The organism is Pontibacter saemangeumensis, assembly GCF_039541895.1.
GTDB classification, from domain to species: Bacteria; Bacteroidota; Bacteroidia; order Cytophagales; family Hymenobacteraceae; genus Pontibacter; species Pontibacter saemangeumensis.
Genome location: NZ_BAABHC010000002.1, coordinates 30,291 through 53,957, shown reverse-complemented (window position 1 = coordinate 53,957; position 23,667 = coordinate 30,291). Strand labels below are relative to the sequence as shown.

Below are 23,667 nucleotides of genomic sequence, written 5' to 3'. Positions count from 1 at the left end.
TTAATTTGTGTGGTGATATCAGGGTGACTTCCTTTCGGAACAAGCTGTGCGACTTCATTAAGATTCTATTAAGGTAAGGTGGTTTGAATATAGCCTATTTAAGGCAAGTCTGCTACAGGATGCAGAATTACTTAGTGAAAATCATGAATGGGTATAATGCCGCTTCAGCCATTGGCTTAAGCCGGTCAAGCCGGGAAACAAGACGCGCTCTGTGATGTTTGCCTGGTCGAGCTTGTCGCGCACCTCCCATTTTAAGGAAGCCGGGATGATCACCCTAAAATAAAGCTCGGGGTGCTGCAGCAGCCAGGTGCTTAAGTCTGCTTTGACACGCGACATCATGGAGAATAGCGCATACTGATGCACGATCCGCTGATCCAGAGAGGGAGGTTCAAGGAAAATGACAAAGTCTTCCTGCTGGAAATTCTCCAGTGCTTTGAATGAAGGGGCTACCGGCTCCAGTACTTCCGCTGTAAACACATTGGACCCCTCCTCTTCGAGGGCCTTCTTGAGCGGCACAGGGAGGTACTCGCTTGTTTTGACGTAGTTGATGCAGATCACACACGCATCCTGGTCATATTTAGATAAATCGGCGGTGGCAAAATGCAGCGCCACATACGGCGAGTAGGTCCAGTCCAGGAGGCGGGTGGGCAGGCCATGGTGCTGCGCCACCGCCAGCCAGTTCCAGATGGAGTTGCCCGGCGGTATGGCATCGTAGTGGGCGTATTTCCGGAAGTTTCGCAGCAGGTGCGGCTCCAGTTTATCATATTCGCTCCCGATACGCATGATGCTGGTCAGCAGGTTAAAATCCGTGTTCCAGGTGCCGCGGTAGACATGCGACGAACGAAAGCGACTGAGCCGAGGGTCCCAGCTGTGGTTGAACAATGCCTCCTGCAACTCCAGCCAACTCTTCACCACAATGTCTTTTCCGGTTTCCATAAAGGGTATATATAAGTAGTGGTATAAAGGGAGCTCGGTTTAACATACTGCCAGTCTGATTGTAGGTTACAGTGGCTAAACAATTTTATGCCTCCGTTAAGAGTTCTCTAATTTAAGTTTTGTTGAAATAGCACATGCCCCGCAACTTCGGGATCGATGGATGGCAGGTACATGCTTCAGTTTTGCCGGTAGTTAGACGCTTTACCTGACGCAGGTGGTAGTTAGCCGTTCCCTGCCGCAGGAGGCATATTGGTTGGTAAAACCAATGCTGTCAGAACAAGCCCAACTGCCTGCCTTTTCGCTGGCAGAAGTGGGTGTAATTAAAAGGCCTGGTACTGCGGCCCTGCATGTACTTTTGCTTGCTTATCCGGAAAAGGTTGCCGATGGCCTGGGCAAACCTGCCTTCACCGTGCATGCGGGTGCCGAAGCGGCTGTCGTTAAGCTGCCCGCCGTGGCAGTCGGCAATCTGACTCAAAACCTTGTCCGCCTTCTCTGGAAAAGCCTGACGGATCCAATCTTCGAAGATAGGGCCGACACTGCCATTGAGGCGCACAATGGTGTAGGCGGCGTTACAGGCGCCTGCCTCCGCCGCACGCTGAATAATCCGGGGGATTTCGGAGTCGTTGAGGCCGGGAATAACAGGGGCCACCATCACGTTTACCGGTAATCCGGCCGCACTTAGCTGCCTTACCACTTCCATCCGCTTCGCCGCCGTCGCTGTTCTGGGCTCCAGTTTCTGGCGCAGTTTCTCATCCAGGGTGGTAATGCTGATGTTGACATGCACAAGGTCCAGTTTATTCAGTTCCTGTAGCAGGTCCAGGTCGCGGAGGATCAGCGCGTTTTTCGTGATGATGCTGACCGGGTGGCGGTACTCCAGCAGTACCTCCAGTATTTGGCGCGTCAGCTTTTTCCGCGCCTCTATGGGCTGGTAGCAATCGGTGTTGCCTGCCAGCATGATGGGCATGACCTGCCAGTTTTTGTTCTCCAGCTGGCGCGCCAGGGTCTGCGACGCGTCTTCCTTCACGATTATCTTGCGCTCAAAATCAAGCCCGGCCCCGTACCCCCAGTACTGGTGGGTGTTGCGGGCATAGCAGTAAATGCAACCGTGTTCGCAGCCCTGGTATGGGTTGAGGGAGTAACTCAGCCCCAGGTCAGGACTCTCTACTTTATTGACTACTGTTTTCGGGTGCTCGGTCAGGAACTCAGTGGAAGAGTTTAACAGCATCGGCTCATCAATGCCTTCTACGTGCGCCGCAACGTATTCCTGCTTCAGGAAAGGGTTTACCGGGTTATATTGCGCACCCCGTCCTTTTAAATAATCTTCTGCTTTCATATCTGTTTATACTTGTGCTAATATAATTAGTTTGCTATTATAATTGGTATATATGAAGTGTTTAGGAAGGATATAAATTATTAGAACTAGGGTAGCAATGCCTGCAAAGGAGCTTCAGCAACATAAGCCCCGCCACACCGTAATCCTATTCAATGGGTTTAGTGCCTGCAAAAGGCCTATTCTAACCACCATAAGTGCTAAAAGCTATAAACTATGAAACAAGAATCCGGAGCCACATTGCCCATATGGGAGAAAAACATCACCTTGCCCAGCACCCAGCAACTGCATGAGAACCTGACATGCGACGTCTGTGTGATAGGCGCTGGCATTGCAGGGCTTACCACTGCTTACCTGCTCGGTAAAGAGGGGAAGCGCGTGATCGTGCTGGAGTCGAAAAGCATTGGCGGCGGTGAAACCAGCCGCACAACAGCCCATCTCTCGAATGCCCTTGATGAGCAATACTATAACCTGGTGAAGCACTTTGGAAAGGACGGAGCCCGCCTTGCCGCCCAAAGCCATGGGCAGGCCATCTCCAAAATAGAGGAAATAGCCAAAGACGCCGATATAGCCTGCGATTTTGCCCGCGTGGACGGTTATCTGGTGGCCACTACCCTGGACGAGGAGCAGAAGCTGCTTCAGGAACTGGAGGCCCTGCAGCAGATAGGCTGGCATGATGTGGTGCTTCGGAAGCAGTGCCCTGCACCGTTCTTGACTGCCTTGCCCTGCCTGCACTATCCCAACCAGGGGCGGGTTCACCCGATGAAATATCTGGCCGGCCTTGCCGGCGCCATCATCGAACAGGGGGGGCAAATTTTTTCAGGTACGCATGTTGTTAGTTTTGAGACGGGGCCGGTGACAACCGTAGTAACGGAGGGGGGGCATTCCGTTTCGGCTAACCACCTGGTGGTTGCCACCAATACACCTGTGAACGATAAAGTAACCATGCACACCAAAATGACGCCTTATCGCACCTATGCCATAGGTGTTCGGGTGCCGAAAGACGCTGTGCCGGATGCATTGTACTGGGATATGAAGGAGCCTTACCACTACATCAGGCTGCAGCGAAGCACCGGCGAGGATATGGATTATGATGTGCTGATCGTGGGAGGGGAGGATCATAAGACCGGGCAGGACCATCACCTGATCAAGCATTTCCAGGAACTTGAGCGCTGGACCCGGCTCATGTTCCCGATGTCGCAGGAGGTGGAGTACCGCTGGTCGGGTCAGGTGTTCGAGCCCTTGGACGGGTTGGGCTATATAGGCCGTAATCCCGGCGATGCAGAAAACGTTTATATCATCACCGGCGATTCCGGGCACGGCACCACCCACGGCACCATCGGTGGCATGGTTATCACCGATCTGATTATGGGCCGCGCAAATCCTTGGTCGGCTTTGTATGACCCGGCCCGTAGCCCTATGAAAGCGGCCGGGGAATACCTGAAACACAACCTGAATGTGGCGGCGCAGATGAAGGAATACGTTACCCCGGGCGAGATAGAGGACCCTATGCAGGTAATGCCGGGCACCGGCCGCATCATGCGCGATGGGGTTTCGAAGGTGGCGGTGTACTGCGACCAGGACGGTGTGCGGCACAAGTTCTCGGCTGTCTGCAAGCACCTGGGGTGCATTGTAACCTGGAATGACGTGGAGAGCTCCTGGGATTGCCCGTGCCACGGCTCCCGCTTCGACCCGCTTGGGAAGGTGATCACCGGGCCTGCCAGCTCCGATCTGGACGAAATCAGGTAAGCAGGCAGACGGAGGAATGGTTTGCAAGAAGCAGAGACGGCGATAACTTGCTCCAGAAGTTGCTTCCGCTACTTCTTCTGTATATAAGCAAAAGCCAGTGACACTACTTGTTTCACTGGCTTTTGCTTATCAATAGTATCGCGTTTGGCTGCTTGATCTAAAGGAGGTGAGATAACCAATTAGAGGGGATTTATACCATTTTCAAATGGAATTCGCGCAAAGAAGCTGTTCTATAGAAAAGCTTCTTTGCCGTGTGCAGGTGATGGTAGCATCACGCATATATAACTCTTTGTTAGCCAGATTTCCTTGTTGATAAAAATTGTACCGCCTTGTATAAATTGCTTCGAGCAGGCGCTTTACCCATGTGTGAGTTTCAGTTTGAAATTTCTTTGTAAAGTTGGGCAGCGGTATTTCACGAAGCCACCAAATGAAAAATAATCTGATCCACATTTCCGCTATTTATACCCTTTCTGAAGGGCAGCAGAGGGCCTTCATTTATATGCCTCCAATTCCTGAAGGCGCTGTGCAATGTCGGCTGCCCACAGCCTTTCTTCCTTCGCGTTCAGCCCATGTTTGCAGGCAGTGTCAAAAGCGTCCTGCTCTGCTTTCCATTGCGCAAAGGCGCTGGTGACGGTACCGCTCAATTTGCTTTTCACGTCTGCGCAACTGAACAGTTCAAGCTTTTTCCGCAGTTGGCGGGCGTGTACTTCCGTCAGGTCAAAGTGCAGTTGCTCGTGCTTCAGCAGCTTCTTCGACTTCGTGTTTTTCGTCCATGACTGGGTCGGCAGGAAAACGCAGCTCACCTGATAAGTAAAGCCACTGTCCAGGCAGCGGGCATTCACGGCCAAGTTAGCCGCGGTGAGCGCATGGTGCGCGTTCTCCTCATCCGGGAGCGCTTTGAAATCATCCCAGGACAGGCGCCGGTCCGGCGACCAGCGTACCTGATCAACCAGTATTTCTTCAACAGGAGGCGCAGGGGCGTTTGCATTCACGGCGGCAGCGTCCGGAAAGAGGAAGGGGATCAATATTCTTGCCCACAGCGACAGGAATATGGTAAAGGTGTACATTCTTCTCGACTAAAAGTTAAAAATACAGTTCAAAACGGGAATCGCAGTTAACATTCCCGGAAGGTGTACCCCTGCTTTGTTTTAGCTGTGGAGAAGGCGGCTGCTGAGCGACCGGAACCGCAAGGTAAGCAGAACGGCAGCCACAGACAGGCCCGTCAGTAGACCGGCCCATATACCATCTACCCCAAATCCAGCTTTAAAGCACAGTAAATACCCGACCGGCAATCCAATTCCCCAATAGGCCAGCAGCGAGATCAGGCTAGGTACTTTTACATCCTCCAGGCCGCGCAGCGCACCCAGCCCCACCACCTGCACCCCATCCGAAATCTGGAACAGGGCGGCGATGATAAGCAGCGAGGAGGCAATGCGAATCACCTCCGGATCGTCTATGTAGAGCATCGGGATGAGTTTGTTCCCCAGCACCATGAGCAATCCGCTGCACACCATGAACAGCACCCCCATCACCAGGTTGCTGATGCCTGCCATGCGCATGGCCCTGAAGTTTCCGAGGCCTTTCTGATTGCCTACCCGGATGGTGGCCGCAGCCGCAATGCCACTGGCCATCATATAGGTAACAGAGGCCACATTGATGGCAATCTGGTGCGCGGCCAGTTCTTTGGCCCCCAGCCACCCGATCATGACAGCGGAGAAACTGAAGGCGCCCATCTCAAAGATCATCTGCACAGAAATGGGCAATCCCAGCTTGTAGATGCGGTACATGTGGAAAAATGACAGGTGGCGCAGGCGCAGAAAATGCCTGAATACTTCAAATCGTTTGCCATAGACCACATAGCCCGCCATCATCAGGGCCATCACCACACGGGAAATCAGCGTAGCCCAGCCGGCCCCTATCAGTCCCATCGGCTCGAATCCTAACTTACCAAAAATTAAGATATAATTCAGCAAAATATTCAAGGAATTTGCGACCAAAGAAATCCACATCGCCTGCTTCGTCAGTGAGAGGCCTTCGGCAAACTGCCGGAACGCTTGGAACACCATCAGGGGCACCATCGACAGGAAAAGGATGTTGAGGTAAGGCACGGCCATCGCTGCCACCTGTGCCGGCTGCCCCAGCAAGTTGATGTAGGGCGTGAAAAAATAACCCGCCACAAAAAGGGCGATGCCTAACAGCACGTTAGAGACAAGCCCGTTCAGGAGCAGCAGCGAGATGCGGGTGTAGTTCCGGCGGCCGTCGGCGGCGGCAATCAGGGGGGTGATGCTGTAAGAGACGCCCAATCCGAACACCAGGGTAACGGTAAAGATACTATTTCCCAGCGAAGCTGCTGCCAGGGGCAGGGTACCAGTCTGGCCTACCATCAGGCTGTCGAACACGCTCACCATAATGTGGCCCAGCTGGCTGAGCACCACCGGGAAGGCAAGCGTGAAGTTCTTCGAAAAATGTTGTTTATAGGTGAAGCTGTCCATGCGGGGCGGTCTCTCTTAGATTGGCCCGCAAAAGTAGCGTTTTTCTTCCGATGCGGTGCAGAAATTCAGGAAGCACAGCTTCGTGGCGAAAGCCTTTGTCAGCAGCCTGATAGATAAAGCGCGCATGCTGGTGCCGTAAGTTTAGATAGTGGCTTATGCCTCCTTTAGGGAATCGTCGTATATAATATCAATTCTCTTTAGTTTATCACTCCCACAGGTGCCTGCCGCACAGCTACTTGCTATATAGGATGTACATGCAGGAAACCAGCCTCTGCTTCATGTCACTCCCAAACTTAATTTTCCTATATGAGACAGATAATTCTACTTCCGTATATGGTGCTGCTGCTGGCAGGCTGCGGCGGCCACCAGGTGCAGCAGCAGGAAAATGGGGCATCAGCTACCGCAATATCTGAACCGGTTGTGGGGGAGCCGATTACGATGTGCGCCCCCCCGCCAACCTCTGACACGCTATGGTACACCCAGAACAAGAAGGCGCCTTTGTTTGACGGGCTGCAAGGGGTGAATTTTCCCATTACGACGAGCAATCCCGAGGCGCAGCGCTATTTTAACCAGGGGCTGATGCTGGCCTACGGTTTTAACCATGCCGAGGCGGCGCGCTCTTTTTTTGAGGCCACCCGGCAGGATTCTTCCTGCGCCATGTGCTTCTGGGGCTACAGCTATGTGTTGGGGCCGAACTATAACGGGGGCATGGAGCCGGATAATTTCAGCCGCGCTTACCGTGCCGTGCAGCAGGCCAGGCAACTGGCAGGGAAAGCATCAGCAAAGGAGCAGGCGCTAATCCGGGCACTCGAACAGCGCTACCCGCCCAACCCCGTAGAGGACCGGGCTCCTTATGACGAGGCGTATGCAGAGGCCATGCAGCAGGTATACACGCAGTACCCCAGGGACGCTGACATCGGGGCGCTTTACGCCGAGGCCCGCATGGACCTGCACCCCTGGGACCTCTGGCAGAAAAACGGACAGCCACAGCCCTGGACGGAGGAGATCGTGCACACGTTGCAGGCGGTAATGAAACTTAATCCCAAACACGCGGGGGCCAATCATTTTTATATCCATGCCACTGAAGCCTCGCGGCACCCAGAAGCGGCAAAAAGCAGCGCGCAGTTGCTGGAGACACTGGTGCCAGCGGCTGGGCACCTGCTGCATATGCCTTCGCACACCTATATCCGCACCGGCGATTACCACGCCGGCACCCGCGCGAACCTGCGGGCCGTGCAAGCAGACAGTGCCTATACCACCGCCTGCTATGCGCAAGGCGCTTACCCGCTGGCTTACTACCCCCACAACTACCATTTTATGGCAGCCACCGCAACCCTGGAAGGCAACAGCCGCCTGGCCATGCTGGGCGCAGAGAAGCTGGCGGAGCACGTGGATACGGACATCATGAAAAACCCGGGCTGGGAGACGCTGCAGCATTATTATACCATCCCCTATATGGTGGCAACCAAGTTTGGCCTGTGGGACGAGGTGTTGCAGATGCAGAACGCGGATACGACATTGATTTACCCTGAGTTAATCCGGCACTTTGCCCGTGGGATGGCTTACATAGGCAAAAACGACCTTGCGAAAGCCAAGGCTGAGCTGGCCGAGCTGAAGGCGCTGAACGATGAAGAGGAGCTGAAGAAAATGACGATCTGGGGTATCAACTCCATGTATGATATCGCCCGGATCGCGCAACTAGTGCTGGAAGGGGAGGTGCTGGCGAGCGAGGCTGCACATGAGCAGGGCATACAACTGCTGCGCGAAGCAGTAGCCATCGAAGACCAGCTCAATTACAACGAGCCGCCGGACTGGTTCTTTTCTGTGCGTCATCATTTAGGCAACGTACTGCTACAGGCGGAGCAATATCAGGAGGCGGCAGCCATATATGAGCAGGACCTGATGACACTGCCTAAAAACGGCTGGGCCCTTAGCGGGCTTTCACAAGCCTATGCGGGTTTGGGCAATTCTGCAAAAGCGAAGCAGGCACAAGGCGACTTTGAAGACGCCTGGCAATGGGCGGACGTGAAACTGGCGGCGTCTGAGGTGGTAAGATAAACGAGTTGAGAAGTCAATTTTTAATTTTTTAATTCTTAAACTTTCGGAGGTACAGCGCTATCGACATAAGCCATTATGCATAGGTCAACTCTGCTCAAAATCAAGGTGCAAGTTTTTTAACCTTTGCCTTAGCTGGTGATTGGCTTTATAACCTGATTGGTTATGAGGGGCTTACGATTGCTGGTTCTTTGAAAAACGCTTACTCTATGGGCAACTTTAAAGCCTTAAGGGCCTTGGCCTTGAAGGGGAATAGGACTTATAACCCTATCAGTTGTTTCATGCGCATTGCAATTTGCCTGTCTGCAGGTTCCCCTCCTCGGAGGGGCAGGGGTGGGTTCTATTGAACAGCTGCGTGCGCAGTATTCAATTGATAAGGTATATAGAGCTACCATATATAAAACAGCCGCTGCGGCACTAAAGCTACAGCGGCTGTTTTTATATATAAGTATCTTCTTTACGTCGTGACGGGGCGGGCGTAGGCCTGGGCGTCTTCCAGGGTGATTTCCTGGCCGCTCATGATCACGAGGCGCTCCACCACGTTGCGAAGCTCCCGCACATTGCCGCGCCAGTCCAGTTCCTGCAGAAAACTGATGGCTTCTGGCGTAATGGATTTGGGCTTGTTGCCGTAGTCGTTGGCAATGTCGTTGAGAAATTTCTGCACCAGGTCCGGGATGTCTTCGCGGCGGTCGTTGAGCGGGGGCACGTGGATCAGGATAACGCCCAGGCGGTGGTACAGATCCTCGCGGAAGTGCCGGGCCTCAATCTCCTCTAAAAGGTTTTTGTTCGTGGCTGCGATCACCCGCACATCCACCTGGATATCCTTGTCGCCGCCAACGCGGGTAATCTTGTGCTCCTGCAGGGCGCGCAGCACTTTGGCTTGCGCCGACAGGCTCATATCGCCCACCTCATCGAGGAAGAGGGTACCGCCGTTGGCCTGTTCAAACTTGCCGATGCGCTGCTTCACCGCCGAGGTAAAAGAACCTTTCTCGTGGCCGAACAGCTCGCTCTCGATCAGTTCGCTTGGGATAGCGGCGCAGTTCACCTCGATCAGGGGGCCGTTGCTGCGGTTGCTGTTTTCGTGGATGGCGCGGGCCACCAGTTCCTTTCCGGAGCCGTTGGGGCCGGTAATGAGCACGCGGGCATCGGTGGGCGCTACTTTCTCAATGGCGCTCTTGACGCGGGTGAGGGCGGCAGAGGCGCCGACCATCTCGTAGGTCTTCGAGATCTTCTTCTTCAGTATTTTGGTTTCCGTTACCAGGCTCGATTTGTCGAGGGCGTTGCGCACGCTTACCAGCAGGCGGTTCAGGTCGGGCGGCTTCTGGAGGAAATCATAGGCGCCTTTCTTAGTGGCTTCCACGGCCGTGTCGATGGTGCCGTGCGCGGAGATCATGATGAAAGGGGTGTCGGGTGAGATTTCCATGGCTTTCTCCAGCACCTCAATGCCGTCCATGCCGGGCATTTTGATGTCGCAGAGCACGGCGTCGTACCTGGACCTGCTGAGAAGCTGCAGGGCTTTCTCGCCGTCCTCGGCCTCGTCAACAGTGTAGTTTTCGAATTCCAGGATCTCTTTCAGCGTGTACCGGATAGCCCGTTCATCATCAACAATTAATATTTTGGGCATAGTTTTATTTGTGTTGTCAGGATAAGTATAGCGATATATCGGCCGCTTGTCAAGGCGGTTGGTGGGTTTTACGGAAAAGAGCCCACCACGATACCGCCCCGACAATATTGCGTGCCGAAAGCCCCCTTAGGCAAGGGGTGCCTCGGGTTGCGCCTGCTCCTGCACGCGCAACTGTAGCAGCGGCTCCTCTTTCTTGTAGAGCAGCATGTATTCGCACTCCACGCCGTTGATGGCGTTGAGGTAATCCAGGGCGGTACGCAGCGAGGCTCTGGCCGTTTCACACTGCGCTTCCGCACTTTGGGTGGTATAGTTACAGAACAGCTCTCTGTCCTCCTGTTGTACTTTTTTAACAAAGCCGGCGGCCTCGCTTTCTGTTATATCCTCGTAGGCGAGGGCGCTGGCAACGCGTATACCCCGTGACTCACTAAGGGATTTTGCCCGCTCTACTTCCTTTTGGCTTCTAAAAGCAAGCAGCATATAGCCGGTTCGAAGATCAATGCACTCCATATAATTTAGACTTTAGTAATTACTATTGGTAAGTTGATTTTTGGACTAGCTGAAAGCATATTACTCTCAACTGTCTCTATTAGTTGTATTTAGTTCCTGTAACTTGGTCAGTGGCGGGATAGGTGGTTTAAGCTGGCTGCAGACATAAACGAAGAATATTTCTAAAATTATATACACATATGCAGCAACCGTTGCCGGAACCCCTGCCTCCGCAGGCCCAAACCGGCCCAAATGAGAACATCCGCACCAGGAGGAAGCGTATCTTCCCCAGGCAAAGCTACGGTAAAGACATTATATAATGTAAAGAAATTCATTATAGCTTCACTTAATTTTAAAAAGCTGTATATAAGGCAGTTACATGTAGGCTCAACTTGGTATAGTTATATTTAAAGCACTGCGTCGCGTGGGGAGCACGAGTTAGCAGCAGTATCTATATGGCGGTCAGGGGACGCGGGTTAGGACGACACGCGCGTGGACGCCCGCGTCATGACAATAAACGCCCCTCTTGGGGGTAGGGGACCTCGAAAAGGATAAGGAGGGGTAGGGGTGGTTTGACCCGGTACTTACGGCCAGTTTTAGCAAAGCGGAACTGGTGGTAGAGATGGCAGCAAGTTTTCAACTTGCGAGAGTAGATAGAAGGGTAACGCAAGTCACAGACTTGCCTCAAGGACAGCCACATTTACGCTTCCCCTAAACTTGGGGCATGAACGTGTAAGTTCTTGTTGCCTGCCCACAAGATCCTTTCAGGATGACAGAAAAGTGGGGGTGGTTGGACCAGGGAAAGTGCAGGCGCGTCTGGAGACGCGCACCCACTGCACGTCACCAGTCGGAAACCGGCGCCAGAATTATATCATACATGAGCAATCCAACCATTTAGCAATTCAACCATTTAGCAATTCAACCTTCAACGACCATCAATCAACAACCAACAATCATCAACCAACAATCACCAAATAACAAGCAGCAATTGCTATATTGGGGTTTAAACATAAACTGACCCATGCAGCACCACCTCCTGCGCCCGCGCCAGGCGCTGAACAAAGCTTACCTCCGCCTTAAAACCTCACGCGCCGACATGGAGCAGTTCAAGGCTGGGCTGCGCACGCTGCTCGACAGCCTGAACCTGGACGAGAGCGAGGAGCACGCCAAGAACTACCTGCGGGATTTTCTGCAGTCGGTATTTTATGTTAAGTACGGCGTGAACACCAAAGGCAAGACCGACCTGGTGATCCATACCGGGCCGACGACCAAAACCAAGGCCGGGGTGCTGCTGGAGGTGAAGCGGCCCACCAACAAGGCCGACATGCCCACGCCCGCCAACCTAAACGCAAAGGCGGTGCACGAACTGCTGCTCTACTATATGCGGGAGCGGGTGCAGCACCAGAACCACGACCTGCGCCACCTCATCGTTACCAGCGTGCACGAGTGGTTTGTGTTCGATGCGCTGGAATTTGACCGCGTATTTTACCGCAACGCGCAGTTTAAAAAAGACTACACCGACTGGCAGGAGGGAAGAAAAGCAAGCACCGGCACCGACTTTTTCTACAAACATATAGCGGCACCCTATATAAACCAACTCACGGAGAGCCTGACGTTTACGCACTTTAACCTGCAGGATTACAGGAAGCCGCTGCTGAACCAGGATTTGAAAGACGATGTGAAACTGGTGGCGCTATATAAGCTGCTCTCGCCGGTGCATTTGCTCAAAGAAGCTTTTATTGACGAACAAGTACAAGAAAATAGCAGTCCAGTTTGCTATGCACATTTAAAAGATATGAGGGAGGGATTTTAGGAGACGAGTCAATATAAAAGATTCATAAAATAATATAGCATTACTGGAGGCCACGCTGCAGAAACTGCGCTCCGAGGATTTGCTCTCCAACTTTGACAGCCTCCACCGCTTCGGCAGCACCCGCGACGAGCAGCTGTTTAACGTGGCGCTGGAGCTGTGCATCACCTGGATGAACCGCGTGCTGTTCCTGAAGCTGCTGGAGGCGCAGCTCATCAGCTACCACCACTCCGACCAGGGCTATGCCTTTATGAGCACGCAGCAGCTGCAGGAGTTCGACGACCTGAACGAGCTGTTTTTTGATGTGCTGGCCGAGCGGCCGCAACTGCGGTCGGGGCACGTGCGCCGGAAGTTCGCCCATATCCCATACCTCAACTCCTCGCTTTTCGAGACCACCGAGCTGGAGAAGCGCACCATGCGCATCTCGAACCTGAAAGACCGCGCCCGCCTGCCCCTGTACCCGCAAACGGTGCTGCGCGACAGCCAGGGCAAATCGCTGGCGAAGGGCGCGGCACCGGAGCTGCACACGCTGGAGTACCTGTTGCGCTTTTTGGGAAGCTACGACTTCGGGGCCGAGGGCAAGGAGGCGATTCAGGAGGAGAACAAGACGCTGATCACGGCCTCGGTGCTGGGCCTCATTTTCGAGAAGATTAACGGCTACCGCGACGGCTCTTTCTACACGCCCGGCTTCATTACCATGTACATGAGCCGCGAAGCCATCCGGCGGGCGGTGGTGCAGCGCTTCAACGAGGCATATAACTGGGAGGCGAAGGACTTCGAAGCCCTGCAATTTTATATATCCCGGCATAGTTCTTTGGAGAAGGTAAAGGACTATAACCGGCTGATAAACAGCCTACATATATGCGACCCGGCGGTGGGATCGGGGCATTACCTGGTGAGCGCCCTGAACGAGCTGATCGTGATAAAGTCGGAGCTGCGGCTGCTGCTGAACCGGCAGGGCAAGCCGCTGCAGTACGGCAGCATCGAGGTGCAGAACGACGAGCTGATCGTGACCGACCACCACGGCGAACTGTTCAGCTACCTCGTGCACCAGCACCCCAACGGCCACCGCACCGTGAACCCGCAGGCACAGGAGTTGCAGGAGGCGCTGTTCCATGAGAAGCAGACCATCATCGAGAACTGCCTGTTCGGTGTGGACATCAACCCCAACTCGGTGAAGATATGCCGCCTGCGCCTTTGGATCGAGCTGCTCAAAAACGCCTATTACCTGGGCCCGGAGCAGGTGGCGGAGGGCAGCAGCCCCGTGTGCTACGCCAACGCCGGCGGCCTGCGCGAGGGCTTTGCGCCGGAGGAGAAAGTGGCACCCTATACCGAGCTGCAGACGCTGCCCAACATCGACATCAACATCAAGCAGGGCAACTCGCTGCTGAGCCGCCGGCGTTGGATGCCGACCTGATGGAAGCCTTCGGGCGCAAGGGCCACAGTTTGCCCGCTTACCGCGCTGCCGTGGCCAGTTACAAACACACCAACTCTAAGGCCGACAAGAAGCAACTGGTGCATTTCCTGGAGGAGATAAAGCAGGGCTTCCGGACGACGCTGGCCAACAACGACCCTATGCGCGCCCGCATGAGCAAGCTGCGCGGCCAGATTGCCGTGATGCAGGACCCCGACCTGTTTGGGGCCAAAAAGGTGGACAAGGCGAAACTAACGAAGCTGAAGAAAGACCTGGAGAAGCAGGAGGCCGAACGCGACGCCATCGAGGCGAACAAGGTATATGAGGGCGCGTTTGAGTGGCGCTTCGAGTTTCCGGAGGTGCTGGACGAGCAGGGCAATTACCGCGGCTTCGAGGTGGTGCTGGGCAACCCGCCGTATATACGCCAGGAAGAACTCGGCGACTTTAAACTGTACCTGCAGAAGCAGTTCAGCACCTACGCCGGAACCGCAGATTTATATATCTACTTCGTGGAGCAGGGCATCCGGCTGCTGAAGGAGGGCGGCCAGTTCAGTTATATACTGCCAAACAAATGGATGCGCGCCGGCTACGGGCAGGGGCTGCGGGCGTGGCTGCAAAAACACACGCTGGTGCAGCTGCTGGACTTCGGCGACTTGCCGGTATTTGAAGAGGCCACTACCTACCCGCTCATATTGGCCGTTGAGAAAACGCAGCCGGAAGCAGGCTATACGTTCGAAGCGGCCAACATTGGCACATTTATATATGAGCAAGGGCTGGCAGCGCATGTAGCCGAACACGCTTTTCAGGTGCAGGCCGATTTGCTGCCGGACGGCGGCTGGAATTTATCGAACAGCGTGTCGCAGCAATTGTTGGAGAAGCTGAAAAACACCGGCATACCGCTGGGCGAGTATGTGGAGGGAAAAATCTTTCGTGGCGTTCTCACGGGTTTAAATGAAGCGTTTGTGATTGATGAAGCCACGAAAGAACGGCTTATATATGAAGACCCACGGAGTGCGGAAATCATCAAGCCATTTCTGGCAGGCAGGGATATAAAACGATACCAGCCGCCAAAGTCGGAAAATATTTAATTTTTACGAGAAGAGGAATCTACATCGATGATTATCCTGCAGTACTTCAGCATCTTTTGGAGTACAAAGATAGATTATTACCAAAACCAAAAGATTGGACTCACAAGATATGGACTGGAAGAAAAACTGGAACATATAAATGGTATGAAGTACAAGACCCAATAGCTTATTTTGAAGAGTTTGAAAAGCCAAAAATCCTGTTTCAAGAAATAGCTACTTATCAAGCTTTTGCTTGGGATGAAAGTGGAGCTTATTCAAATAATAAAACATTCATTATTCCTAATGCTGATTTTTATTTATTGGGCCTGTTGAACTCAAGTCTTATATGGCATTTTCTTAATCAGGTTGCTTCAAAACTTCAGGGCGGAGCACTGGCAATGCAGACGCCATACACATTTCAAATACCAATTGTGAGTGAAGACGAAGAAACGAAAGCAGCCATAACCTCCCTCGTCAAACAGATTTTAAATATAAAACAAGCTGATGCGGCCGCGGACACGTCGGCGCTGGAGTCGGAGATCGATCTGCTGGTGTACCGCCTCTACCGCCTCACCTACGACGAAGTGCTGCTGGTGGAACCGGATTTCGCCCTGTCCCGCGCCGCCTATGAAAGCGCGGCCACCGTAAGCCAGCCACGTTAAGGGGAGGCGGCAACACCCGGCACCCCACGTCCGCCGGAAGACCTCGCGGCGTCCGAAGGTCCGGCGAGCGTCTGCGCCGCCAAGCAACGGCCTTGCTCTCCAGGCCCTCGCAGGAGCTGCGCGCTGTGAGGTCTTTGGCCGCAGCGTTTATTGCGTGAAACACTTATAGGGTAAAGGGCCGCTGGAGATAGCGTGCTTCGGCCGACGCGCAAAGCGCAATTCGTGGTGGAGGAGTAAGAGAACTGCCTTTTCGTAAACTCCTGCTTGTGAGTAAATTATGTCCAATGCAGGCAGCAAAGGCCATATATCACTGCAAGCCTCCAAGTCAGGTTGTTATTCCCGTATATATACTGATTATTTCCGGTTGTTACATCAAAGCATACGTATATATAAGTGTATGTTAAGGACCACAATCATGAAAAACAGGATACTTTTATTTTCGTTCGTGACCGCCCTGTTCGCGGTGGTGTCCATGCCGGCTTTTGCCCAGGGCACCGAGACTAAGCAGGAACAGAAATGGGAAAAGCAGGCTGCCAAGGCCGATGAGAAGCGCCTCTCCGATGCCAAAGACCTGAGAAACGACACCAAGGCCGATTCGAAAGCCGCCAAAGCCGATTTGAAGGAAGCCAAGCGCGTAGAAAAAGACGCTAAGCATGCCCGCCGGGAGGCCAAGAAAGCTGCCCGCATGGAAGCCAAGACCCAGCAAAACCGCATCGACGCCGACAAGCAGGCCGAAAAAGCAGCCCGCGCCACCGAAAAGTCGAACAACAACTAAGCACGCTGCCCCCGGCTCAACAGCCCACAGCGCAACACGTTAAATATAAACCCTCCCGGATGCAACAGGCCGGGTGGGTTTTTTTATGTCTGCCGCGTTCGGGTTTCCAGTTAAACTTGTGTCGTTTCTTCGGAGTCGGGTCAAACCTGAAAGATGCTGGTATGGATAGTTTATTTCGGTTCCATGTCAAAATAGCATCCCGCTGACTGAATTACCTGAACTCTGCTCCGGGTCAAACCACCCCTGCCCCTCCTTGTCCAAGGAGGGGAGCTTAACCTACTCCTTCTTCTCTCTTCCGTACGGCAAGCTATATATGGTTATATAGGATGAGTTTACTTTACAGCTATATCTTTAACTATATTCTTTAAGGTTTAAGGAAACAGAAGCAGACTCCCCTCCTGGGGGTAGGGGCCCTCGAAAGGACAAGGAGGGGTAGGGGTGGTTGGATACCAGCAGCCTGGCAATCAAACAATACATTTAAACGATCCCGATAGCTTCAATAGAAATTGTGATGCGTAACCTGGTGGGGCCGGGGCAAAAATAGAGCGCGGGACTATTGCCCCGCGCTACTGTTAGGTAATTTTCAGAAAAACGGCACAGGCGCTGCCTGTCCTTAATCTTCTTTTTCTTCTTCCTTCACATTCGCATCAATGGTTTTGGTGCGGGTGGTGGTGTCATATTCCACAACGGTCTCAGTTACTTCGTATTCCGTGGCGACAGAGTCGCGGTCTACCACCACCTTGTTGTCCTCTTCATCGGCTTCGAGGCTGGTCGTCTTGTCGGTTCTTTCGCAGGCGGCAAGGCTCAGCGATCCTACTATGACAACACCAGCAAAAAATATATTTTTCATGGTTCAGATTTTAAGTACTACCTTATTTACAATACAGCAGCAAATACCGCTAATACTATATAAGCCCTATTACGATATATAAGCCTTAAAAGGTATATTGTCCGGAATAATCTATCGCAGCGAAGTGCAAATGCAGCTTTTTTTTCTTGCACAGCCTGCATAAGCCTTTAACCTTGGAATAATACAGTCGGGCACAACAGATCGCGCTTGCAGCACATCTGCAATGTGCAGGAATCTGAAATGGCAGGTGCATTCTCCCCAGCCTCGGAGTCTACACAGCCAGGCTTACTTTTTTAATACCGCTGCCAAGGCATATTATATATGCTGGGATATAAGCGCAACAAAAAAAAATATATATTTACTGATGCTGATATAAGTTTTCAGAAGCAGGCGGTGAAGTTGGGGTTTGGTAGGCCAGTGCAGGAGACAGCAATCAACGGGCAATCACCTTTCACACTTATATATTCACCAAACCAACTGTATTTATGGGAATGCTTTCTGAATTCAAAGAATTTGCCATGCGTGGCAACGTGATGGATCTCGCGGTAGGCGTGATCATCGGGGCGGCATTCGCCCGCATCGTCGATTCCATTGTCAACGACCTGATCATGCCGCTCGTGGGAGCCCTGATCGGCGACATCGATTTTTCGAACCTGTACGTGCCGCTCTCCGCCGATGTGCCCGAAGGGCTGGCCCTGGAAGAAGCCCGCAAACTGGGCGCTGTGTTTGCCTGGGGAAATTTCGTGACAGTGCTTTTTTCCTTCCTTATCCTGGCTTTCATCATCTTCCTGCTCGTGAAAACCATGAACAGGATGATGCGCAAGAAAGCCGCCGCGCCGGCCGTGCCGCCCGCCCCAACCAAAGAAGAGGTGCTGCTCACCGAAATGCGTGACTCGCTCCGCGTGATCGCTACCAAATAATTTCTCTTTTCTGCGCTGCGGATGCTGATTCCGGCGTTTTATAGGAGCAACTCCTGCTGCCAGGTATATTTTCCATTGGTGGCAGGAGTTTTTTCATTAAAGGCTAATACACTTTAATATAAGTAGCTTAAATTCTACCTTTGAAGTAAACTTATCGATGAACTGCATGCTACTGCACAAAGACGGGCTTATTGAACTGAACTATGATGTGGCGACGGACATCCTGACCGCGAAGTGGCCGGACATGATGAATTTCACCACGGCTGAAATACGGTTCGCGTTCTAAAACATCGTGGATACGCTGAAGCACTACGACATCAAAAACCTGCTTGTCGACTCTAGGAGCAACATCGTGGAAATAACGGATGATGCCTATACCGGGTTAGCCCTGGCGTTTACCCGCGACCTGAAGACCTCGCGCGTAATGAAAGTGGTACGCCTCCAGACCGTTGATCCTGCCCGGGAGAAAAGGGCGGCGCACGTGACGCAGCAGGTGCAGACCCAGCTACAAAGCGAGGGACAGCGCTACCGCAATTTCCCGACAGAGCAAAGTGCCCTGGAATGGCTGCGGGAAAGGTAACATCGCGCGCAAAGCACGAGGCAGTGCCGTCGGTCGCACCTGCGCGGTTAAGGGCTTTTCCGGGTCAGCCGCTGGCTACCTGACATATAACTACTCCCAATCCTGCAGCAGCCTCCGTAGCACTACTATTTCTCCCAGGTGATAGGCATTGTGTTCGGCCACCAGCATGGCTTCGCGGAGGAGTGTCTGGCCGGAGCCATGTGCAAAAGGTTCGAAGAGATCGTTTGCAGGGTTTTGCACCAACTGCACCATGGCATTCATATCCGCGGCTATCGCCTGCAGCGTGTTTTCAAATGCTTCCTGGTCGGCAGGGGCAATCTCCTGTGGCCAGTACCCGTCCGGCCATTCCGGCGACTGGTACTGCGGATTTCGGCTAAACTCCAGGATGTCATGCTGGGCGATGCGCAGGTGCTCTAGCAACTGCCAGAGCGAGTAGGGCAGCTGGCCCACTTTTTTCCCTGCATCCCGCAGCGTAATCCCATCCAGTATCTCCTCCCGCGTCCGGAAGGCCTGGCCGCCGTGCAGCAGTTTCACGAGGTGCTCTCGCAGTTGTTTCTCCTTTTCCATGGTATAAGTTATTAACTGCTGGCTTTTACGCATGACCGGTGCAGTAAGGCTGTGGCGTGTCAGGTTAATAGTTTTTTTCTAAATTATATAACCCATTTGCGCTATACTTACTAAGTCGAAACATGACACACCTCCGCCCCTCCGAGGAGGGGAATTTTTCAAATACGGAATTTTTATTCTCCTCCTCGGAGGGGCAGGTTTTCACTCAGCAGATTTATATATCGAAAATGAGTTATATATGCTTTCTAAGGTAAATTAGCTTAAAACAGCATGAAGGAGTGCCCGCATCAGGTGTGCTTTTCAAGGATACAGAAGCAAAAGTGGCGGCTGGGCGGCATTTTGTATGCTCTTTTATATATTGTGTCTCCTGTCGGGCAAACATTTTAAACCTATCATGACTCCTGCACCTGTTATCACCTATTCTACCATTATACAAAGGCTTGAGCACCTGCTGGGGGTGCATTATGTGGAGGTGCCGCAGGAAGTGGTGCAGCAACTGGGCGGCAGGCTGAAGGTACGGCTGCTGTGTACGGTAAACGAGAAGTTCACTTTCCAGTGCGGCCTGGTGGCGCTCGGCAACGGGAGCGGCTACATCACCCTGAACGCGCAGCGCATGAAGCAGGCCAGCCTCCGCAACGGCGACAAAGTGACTGTAGCCCTTGCAAAAGACGAGAGTACCTATGGGGTAGAGATGCTACCTGAACTGGCGGAACTGCTGGATCAGGACGGGGAGGGGATGGAGCGTTTTCAAGGGCTGCCCCCCGGCAAGCAGCGGTACATCATCCAGTACGTCGGGGGCGTTAAAAACAGCCAGCTGCGCATCGACCGCGCCCTCCTGCTGATCGGGAACCTGAAGCGGTTGCCGCCAGGGAAGGAGTCTTTCCGGCAGATGCTGGGACTTGCGCGGTAAGTGCCCTAGCGTTACTCACCAAATTCCACGCGCAGCTGTACGCGCTCAGCGTCCGGGCTTGTGATGGAGCTTACCGTTACCTTGTCGGATTCGTTGAAATAGGCGGCAATGCCTTTCACAATGCCAATGCCCACACTGGCCATGCGTCGCCTGGAGTGATAATCGATCACGAGCAGCCTGGAGGAAACCTTATTAACAGAGAGTATAGGCGGGGTGGTGCGTGTATCCTGCGAGCGAACGGCTCCGTGCATGTTTGACTCTGCATGCAGCAACAGATCATAGGTGGTCCATTCCGGCAATACGTATTTTTTGTAGATCATCAACAGGTCCGGCACCAGGAAAGCGCCGAATTGCTCCTGCACCTCATGGGCTTGGTTGCCCGACAAACTGGAAACGGCTCCGATGATCTGTGTCAGCTCCCGGGTAGGGTACATTTCCTGCATCTGGTAACTGATCCGGTCAATACCGGTGCTTTCCATCAGCTTCACCCAGGTGCTGTAATCGTAGGTGCTTTCGATGTATCTTTTCAGGAAAACGAAGATAGATCCGTGCATCTTATCCCCAACTCCACCATCTTCCTGTACTTCGCTGCTACTCATATATAAATCGGTCTTGCAGTTTAAGGGTTACAAACTTAAGGAATAATTGCTTTTGCGCTGTATAAATAACCGACTTTAAGTAGTAACCACAAAACGCTGCCACCTATCGGGTAGGTATGAAACCTGTAAAATATTTTCGGGATAGGATATTTTGCATTTTAAAATAGCAATTTATATATGTATGAATTATATTAATATGCTTAAATGCTATTTGTATATAAAACCTGTATCAGGTCTACCCCTATTCGCGCACCTATGACGACAAAAGCAATTGACTCCTCTCAACTATTCGAAGAAGGGCTGGAGGAACAAATCAGGCAGAAGATTGACACTATAGCGGCGGTAGCAGATGAGCTGCCTGGGGTGTTGCTGATCCACAATTTGCGGAAGCAACTGGCCGTGGAGTATATGTCGCCGCGTGGGTTGCAGCATTTAGGTGTGAGCTTGGAGCAATTAAGGGAAATGGGAACGGAGTATCACAACACCTACTTTAACCCCGAGGATGCAAAAGATTACGTGCCCAAGGTAACAGCGTTTATCGAGGAGAACAACGACGGCATCGTCTCTTTTTTCCAGCAGGTGCGTGCCAGAAAAGGGGATCCCTGGTCCTGGCACTTCAGCACTACCAAGATATTTATGCGTGACGGAGCGGGGGCCCCGCTGCTCACCATCACGATGGCCTACCCAATAGACCCGCTGCACCACGTGACGACTAAGGTGGCCCGGCTGCTGGATGAGAATAACTTTCTGCGGAAAAACTTCCACCGGTTCAGCAAACTCTCGGGCAGGGAGCAGGAGGTGCTGCAGCTAATGGCGCTGGGCCAAAGCGCCAGCGAGACCGCGGAAGAACTCTGTATCTCTGTGACCACCGTGGAAACCCACCGGCGCAACATCAAGAAGAAATTAGACACCAACTCTTTCTTTGAACTGACGCAGTATGCCCGCGCCTTCAACCTGATCTGACAGATATAAAAAATTCTTATTCGGGAATAAACGCGGTGAACAAGTTTGTTCAGGTATCGGCTTTGTTGTTGCTGCGCAAATACTTTAACAGCAAGGTCAGAAAAAACACACTTAGCAGCATGGCCTGCTGTAAGCTAAAAAGCTTGTTTCGCATAGTGGTGTGTAAGGTTACAAGGGTGTACCCGGGCGATTAGCCCGAGTTGGAGAGCCTATTTAAGAAAACCGTTCAGGTAAGCCCAGCTGATCAGCTCATACGAATGCCGCACCCCCTGCTTGATCATCAGGTTGTGCAGGTACTGCTGTACGGCCGTTTCGCTTAGCCCTGTTTTCTCCCCGATCTGCTTGTTTGTATCTCCATCTGCCAGGCAGGCAATAATGGAGCACTCCCGTCTGCTGATCAATCCTAAGGTATTATGTAAAGCAACATGCTGGTTCATCTCTTCAGGTAAGGTATGAAATAAACAATACTCAAATATCTTAATCTAAGCGTATATTTTCAATACTTACTTTCGATGATTTTCGCCTTAAATGCTAAATGTGTTGTTCATGACAGGTTAGCTTATGTGCAGTATTCCATGTCTTTACGCCCGTTTGCCGCCTGCTCCCTCGGCTGTTCCTACGGGCAGTCATACGTCCCTGCCAGGCGGGCTGCTGCTCTCTTTCTGTCTCGTTAAAGCGCCATCTATGGCATTCCTGCGCGATGATGCCGGTAGCGTGCCTGTAAAAATGGCTTTAGAAGAGCGTGCTCCTGTGGTATTTCATTTTTAGATGTGTTTTTAACTGCTGCTATATATAAACCTTTACTTTATTGAAATTTACTTATTATTCTGATTGTCAATAACCATAAATATTAGACTAATTTCTGATTATGGCTAGCTTTTCTCAACAATTGCAGTGCCTTGCTCTTCACAAGCGGAAGCCCGCCTCCAATAGCCTGTATCGGCGTGAGGCAGATGCCCTGCGTGTGGTGCCTCCTGGTGAAGGGACCAGCTATATATGATGCGCTGTGTTACGGAAGTATCGCTGTCAAATAAAGCTGGCCCTACCTGTGCCTGCAGACTTACCTGTAATTAACTCTAAAGCTTCGGGGCACTTGTGAGATGATCTTATCCTGCGCATTATCGCACACAGTTAGCCGAATTTTTGGGTAGTCTGTCCTTCATTCTTGCTGTGTAATTATTAGGTAAATCAACGTCATGGTTTTAGTTTTGAATCCAGGCACCTTTAACACAGGTTCTGTGTGCGGCAAATTTTTCTTATAGGCGGGCAGTCCAACACATTTTATCTGGACAGTCAGTGCTGCTGTTTAGTACCAGAACGAAGGTGTCAGTTTCGCTTCAAAATAGTTTTTGCTGGCAGCAAAGAATCATATACTTACACACTCAACCACAAGAAAAGCCATATGGACGAATTTATGAAAATAGCTTTCGAGGAAGCGCAGAAAGGATATGCCGAGGGCGGAATTCCGATCGGATCGGTACTTGTGCACCAGGGCCGGGTATTGGGGAGGGGCCATAACAAACGCGTGCAGCAAGGCAGTGTGGTGCTGCACGGCGAAATGGACGCCCTCGAGAATGCGGGCCGGCAGCCGGCATCCATCTATAAAGAGAGCACTTTATATACCACCCTTTCGCCCTGCCCGATGTGTTCGGGCACCATTCTTTTATATGGAATTCCGAAGGTAGTGATAGCCGAGAACCGCACCTTTAGGGGCGAAGAGGAACTGCTCCGGGCACGGGGAGTGGAGGTTGAGGTGATAGATGACAGCGCCTGCTATGAGCTGATGCAGAAATTTATACAGGAAAAGCCGGCTCTCTGGAACGAAGATATAGGGGTATAGCTAAAATATAGCGTAATTTGCAACAAGAACAGCATATT

Annotated in this window: 22 protein-coding genes; 12 read left to right on the top strand and 10 right to left on the bottom strand. The window is 52.3% G+C overall.

Annotated elements, in window-relative coordinates:
• Positions 1–141: 141 nt before the first annotated feature.
• Both ABD920_RS01855 and ABD920_RS01850 read right to left on the bottom strand, forming a co-directional pair.
• Entirely contained in the window at positions 142–936 is a 795-nt protein-coding gene (locus ABD920_RS01855) for an FRG domain-containing protein (protein ID WP_345156442.1), read from the bottom strand.
• A 271-nt stretch (positions 937–1,207) separates the two neighbouring features.
• A complete protein-coding gene (locus ABD920_RS01850; RefSeq protein ID WP_345156441.1) occupies positions 1,208–2,269 on the bottom strand; it encodes a PA0069 family radical SAM protein in 1,062 nt (353 codons plus the stop codon).
• A gap of 213 nt (positions 2,270–2,482) precedes the next feature.
• On the opposite strand from ABD920_RS01850, the gene ABD920_RS01845 reads away from it, so the two are divergent.
• A complete protein-coding gene (locus tag ABD920_RS01845; protein ID WP_345156440.1) occupies positions 2,483–4,015 on the top strand; it encodes an FAD-dependent oxidoreductase in 1,533 nt (510 codons plus the stop codon).
• A 491-nt stretch (positions 4,016–4,506) separates the two neighbouring features.
• On the opposite strand, the gene ABD920_RS01840 is transcribed toward ABD920_RS01845, so the two are convergent.
• Both ABD920_RS01840 and ABD920_RS01835 read right to left on the bottom strand, forming a co-directional pair.
• Complete coding sequence (locus tag ABD920_RS01840) at positions 4,507–5,082, bottom strand: DUF922 domain-containing protein (RefSeq protein WP_345156439.1); 576 nt, start codon at positions 5,080–5,082, stop codon at positions 4,507–4,509.
• Between the two features lie 81 nt (positions 5,083–5,163).
• Entirely contained in the window at positions 5,164–6,507 is a 1,344-nt protein-coding gene (locus ABD920_RS01835) for an MATE family efflux transporter (RefSeq protein ID WP_345156438.1), read from the bottom strand.
• Positions 6,508–6,813: 306 nt separating this feature from the next.
• On the opposite strand from ABD920_RS01835, the gene ABD920_RS01830 reads away from it, so the two are divergent.
• Complete coding sequence (locus tag ABD920_RS01830; protein WP_345156437.1) at positions 6,814–8,565, top strand: hypothetical protein; 1,752 nt, start codon at positions 6,814–6,816, stop codon at positions 8,563–8,565.
• A 454-nt stretch (positions 8,566–9,019) separates the two neighbouring features.
• Here the strand turns inward: ABD920_RS01830 and ABD920_RS01825 are convergent, their stop codons facing one another.
• Both ABD920_RS01825 and ABD920_RS01820 read right to left on the bottom strand, forming a co-directional pair.
• Positions 9,020–10,186, bottom strand: coding sequence for a sigma-54-dependent transcriptional regulator (locus ABD920_RS01825; RefSeq protein ID WP_345156436.1), 1,167 nt, complete (start codon positions 10,184–10,186; stop codon positions 9,020–9,022).
• Positions 10,187–10,312: 126 nt separating this feature from the next.
• Positions 10,313–10,693, bottom strand: a complete 381-nt coding sequence (locus tag ABD920_RS01820) for a hypothetical protein (protein ID WP_345156435.1) — start codon at positions 10,691–10,693, stop codon at positions 10,313–10,315.
• A 1,000-nt stretch (positions 10,694–11,693) separates the two neighbouring features.
• On the opposite strand from ABD920_RS01820, the gene ABD920_RS01815 reads away from it, so the two are divergent.
• The 5 genes from ABD920_RS01815 (at position 11,694) to ABD920_RS01795 (ending at position 16,400) form a co-directional block, all read left to right on the top strand.
• Positions 11,694–12,485, top strand: coding sequence for a DUF7149 domain-containing protein (locus ABD920_RS01815; RefSeq protein WP_345156434.1), 792 nt, complete (start codon positions 11,694–11,696; stop codon positions 12,483–12,485).
• A gap of 79 nt (positions 12,486–12,564) precedes the next feature.
• Positions 12,565–13,899, top strand: a complete 1,335-nt coding sequence (locus ABD920_RS01810; protein WP_345156433.1) for a type IIG restriction enzyme/methyltransferase — start codon at positions 12,565–12,567, stop codon at positions 13,897–13,899.
• The gene (locus ABD920_RS01805; protein ID WP_345156432.1) at positions 13,884–14,984 is read left to right on the top strand and encodes an Eco57I restriction-modification methylase domain-containing protein; all 1,101 of its coding nucleotides are present in this window, start codon (positions 13,884–13,886) and stop codon (positions 14,982–14,984) included. Before ABD920_RS01810 ends, ABD920_RS01805 begins: the two co-directional genes overlap by 16 nt.
• Positions 14,985–15,040: 56 nt before the next feature.
• A complete protein-coding gene (locus tag ABD920_RS01800) occupies positions 15,041–15,625 on the top strand; it encodes a TaqI-like C-terminal specificity domain-containing protein (protein WP_345156431.1) in 585 nt (194 codons plus the stop codon).
• Between the two features lie 415 nt (positions 15,626–16,040).
• Positions 16,041–16,400 (top strand): hypothetical protein, encoded by a 360-nt coding sequence (locus tag ABD920_RS01795; RefSeq protein ID WP_345156430.1) that lies wholly within the window; start codon positions 16,041–16,043, stop codon positions 16,398–16,400.
• Positions 16,401–17,013: 613 nt separating this feature from the next.
• Here the strand turns inward: ABD920_RS01795 and ABD920_RS01790 are convergent.
• Positions 17,014–17,250 carry a hypothetical protein gene (locus ABD920_RS01790; protein WP_345156429.1) on the bottom strand — a complete coding sequence of 79 codons (237 nt, stop codon included), beginning with the start codon at positions 17,248–17,250 and terminating at the stop codon, positions 17,014–17,016.
• A gap of 485 nt (positions 17,251–17,735) precedes the next feature.
• On the opposite strand from ABD920_RS01790, the gene mscL reads away from it, so the two are divergent.
• Positions 17,736–18,170 (top strand): large conductance mechanosensitive channel protein MscL, encoded by a 435-nt coding sequence (gene mscL, locus ABD920_RS01785; protein WP_345156428.1) that lies wholly within the window; start codon positions 17,736–17,738, stop codon positions 18,168–18,170.
• Positions 18,171–18,462: 292 nt separating this feature from the next.
• Positions 18,463–18,750 carry a hypothetical protein gene (locus tag ABD920_RS01780; RefSeq protein WP_345156427.1) on the top strand — a complete coding sequence of 96 codons (288 nt, stop codon included), beginning with the start codon at positions 18,463–18,465 and terminating at the stop codon, positions 18,748–18,750.
• Positions 18,751–18,840: 90 nt separating this feature from the next.
• Here ABD920_RS01780 and ABD920_RS01775 read toward each other — a convergent pair whose 3' ends face one another.
• On the bottom strand, positions 18,841–19,317 hold the full coding sequence (locus tag ABD920_RS01775) for a DinB family protein (RefSeq protein WP_345156426.1): 477 nt from the start codon (positions 19,315–19,317) through the stop codon (positions 18,841–18,843).
• A 394-nt stretch (positions 19,318–19,711) separates the two neighbouring features.
• On the opposite strand from ABD920_RS01775, the gene ABD920_RS01770 reads away from it, so the two are divergent.
• Positions 19,712–20,227, top strand: a complete 516-nt coding sequence (locus ABD920_RS01770) for a DUF1905 domain-containing protein (protein WP_345156425.1) — start codon at positions 19,712–19,714, stop codon at positions 20,225–20,227.
• Positions 20,228–20,238: 11 nt separating this feature from the next.
• Here the strand turns inward: ABD920_RS01770 and ABD920_RS01765 are convergent, their stop codons facing one another.
• The gene (locus ABD920_RS01765; RefSeq protein WP_345156424.1) at positions 20,239–20,826 is read right to left on the bottom strand and encodes a heme NO-binding domain-containing protein; all 588 of its coding nucleotides are present in this window, start codon (positions 20,824–20,826) and stop codon (positions 20,239–20,241) included.
• Between the two features lie 255 nt (positions 20,827–21,081).
• Between ABD920_RS01765 and ABD920_RS01760 the strand changes: the two genes are divergently transcribed.
• Entirely contained in the window at positions 21,082–21,789 is a 708-nt protein-coding gene (locus ABD920_RS01760; RefSeq protein WP_345156423.1) for a response regulator transcription factor, read from the top strand.
• Positions 21,790–21,998: 209 nt separating this feature from the next.
• On the opposite strand, the gene ABD920_RS01755 is transcribed toward ABD920_RS01760, so the two are convergent.
• Positions 21,999–22,226: a helix-turn-helix domain-containing protein gene (locus ABD920_RS01755; protein WP_345156422.1), complete on the bottom strand. Its 228-nt coding sequence runs from the start codon at positions 22,224–22,226 to the stop codon at positions 21,999–22,001.
• 965 nt (positions 22,227–23,191) lie between these two features.
• Here ABD920_RS01755 and ABD920_RS01750 point away from each other — a divergent pair.
• Positions 23,192–23,629, top strand: coding sequence for a nucleoside deaminase (locus tag ABD920_RS01750; RefSeq protein ID WP_345156421.1), 438 nt, complete (start codon positions 23,192–23,194; stop codon positions 23,627–23,629).
• Positions 23,630–23,667 lie beyond the last annotated feature (38 nt).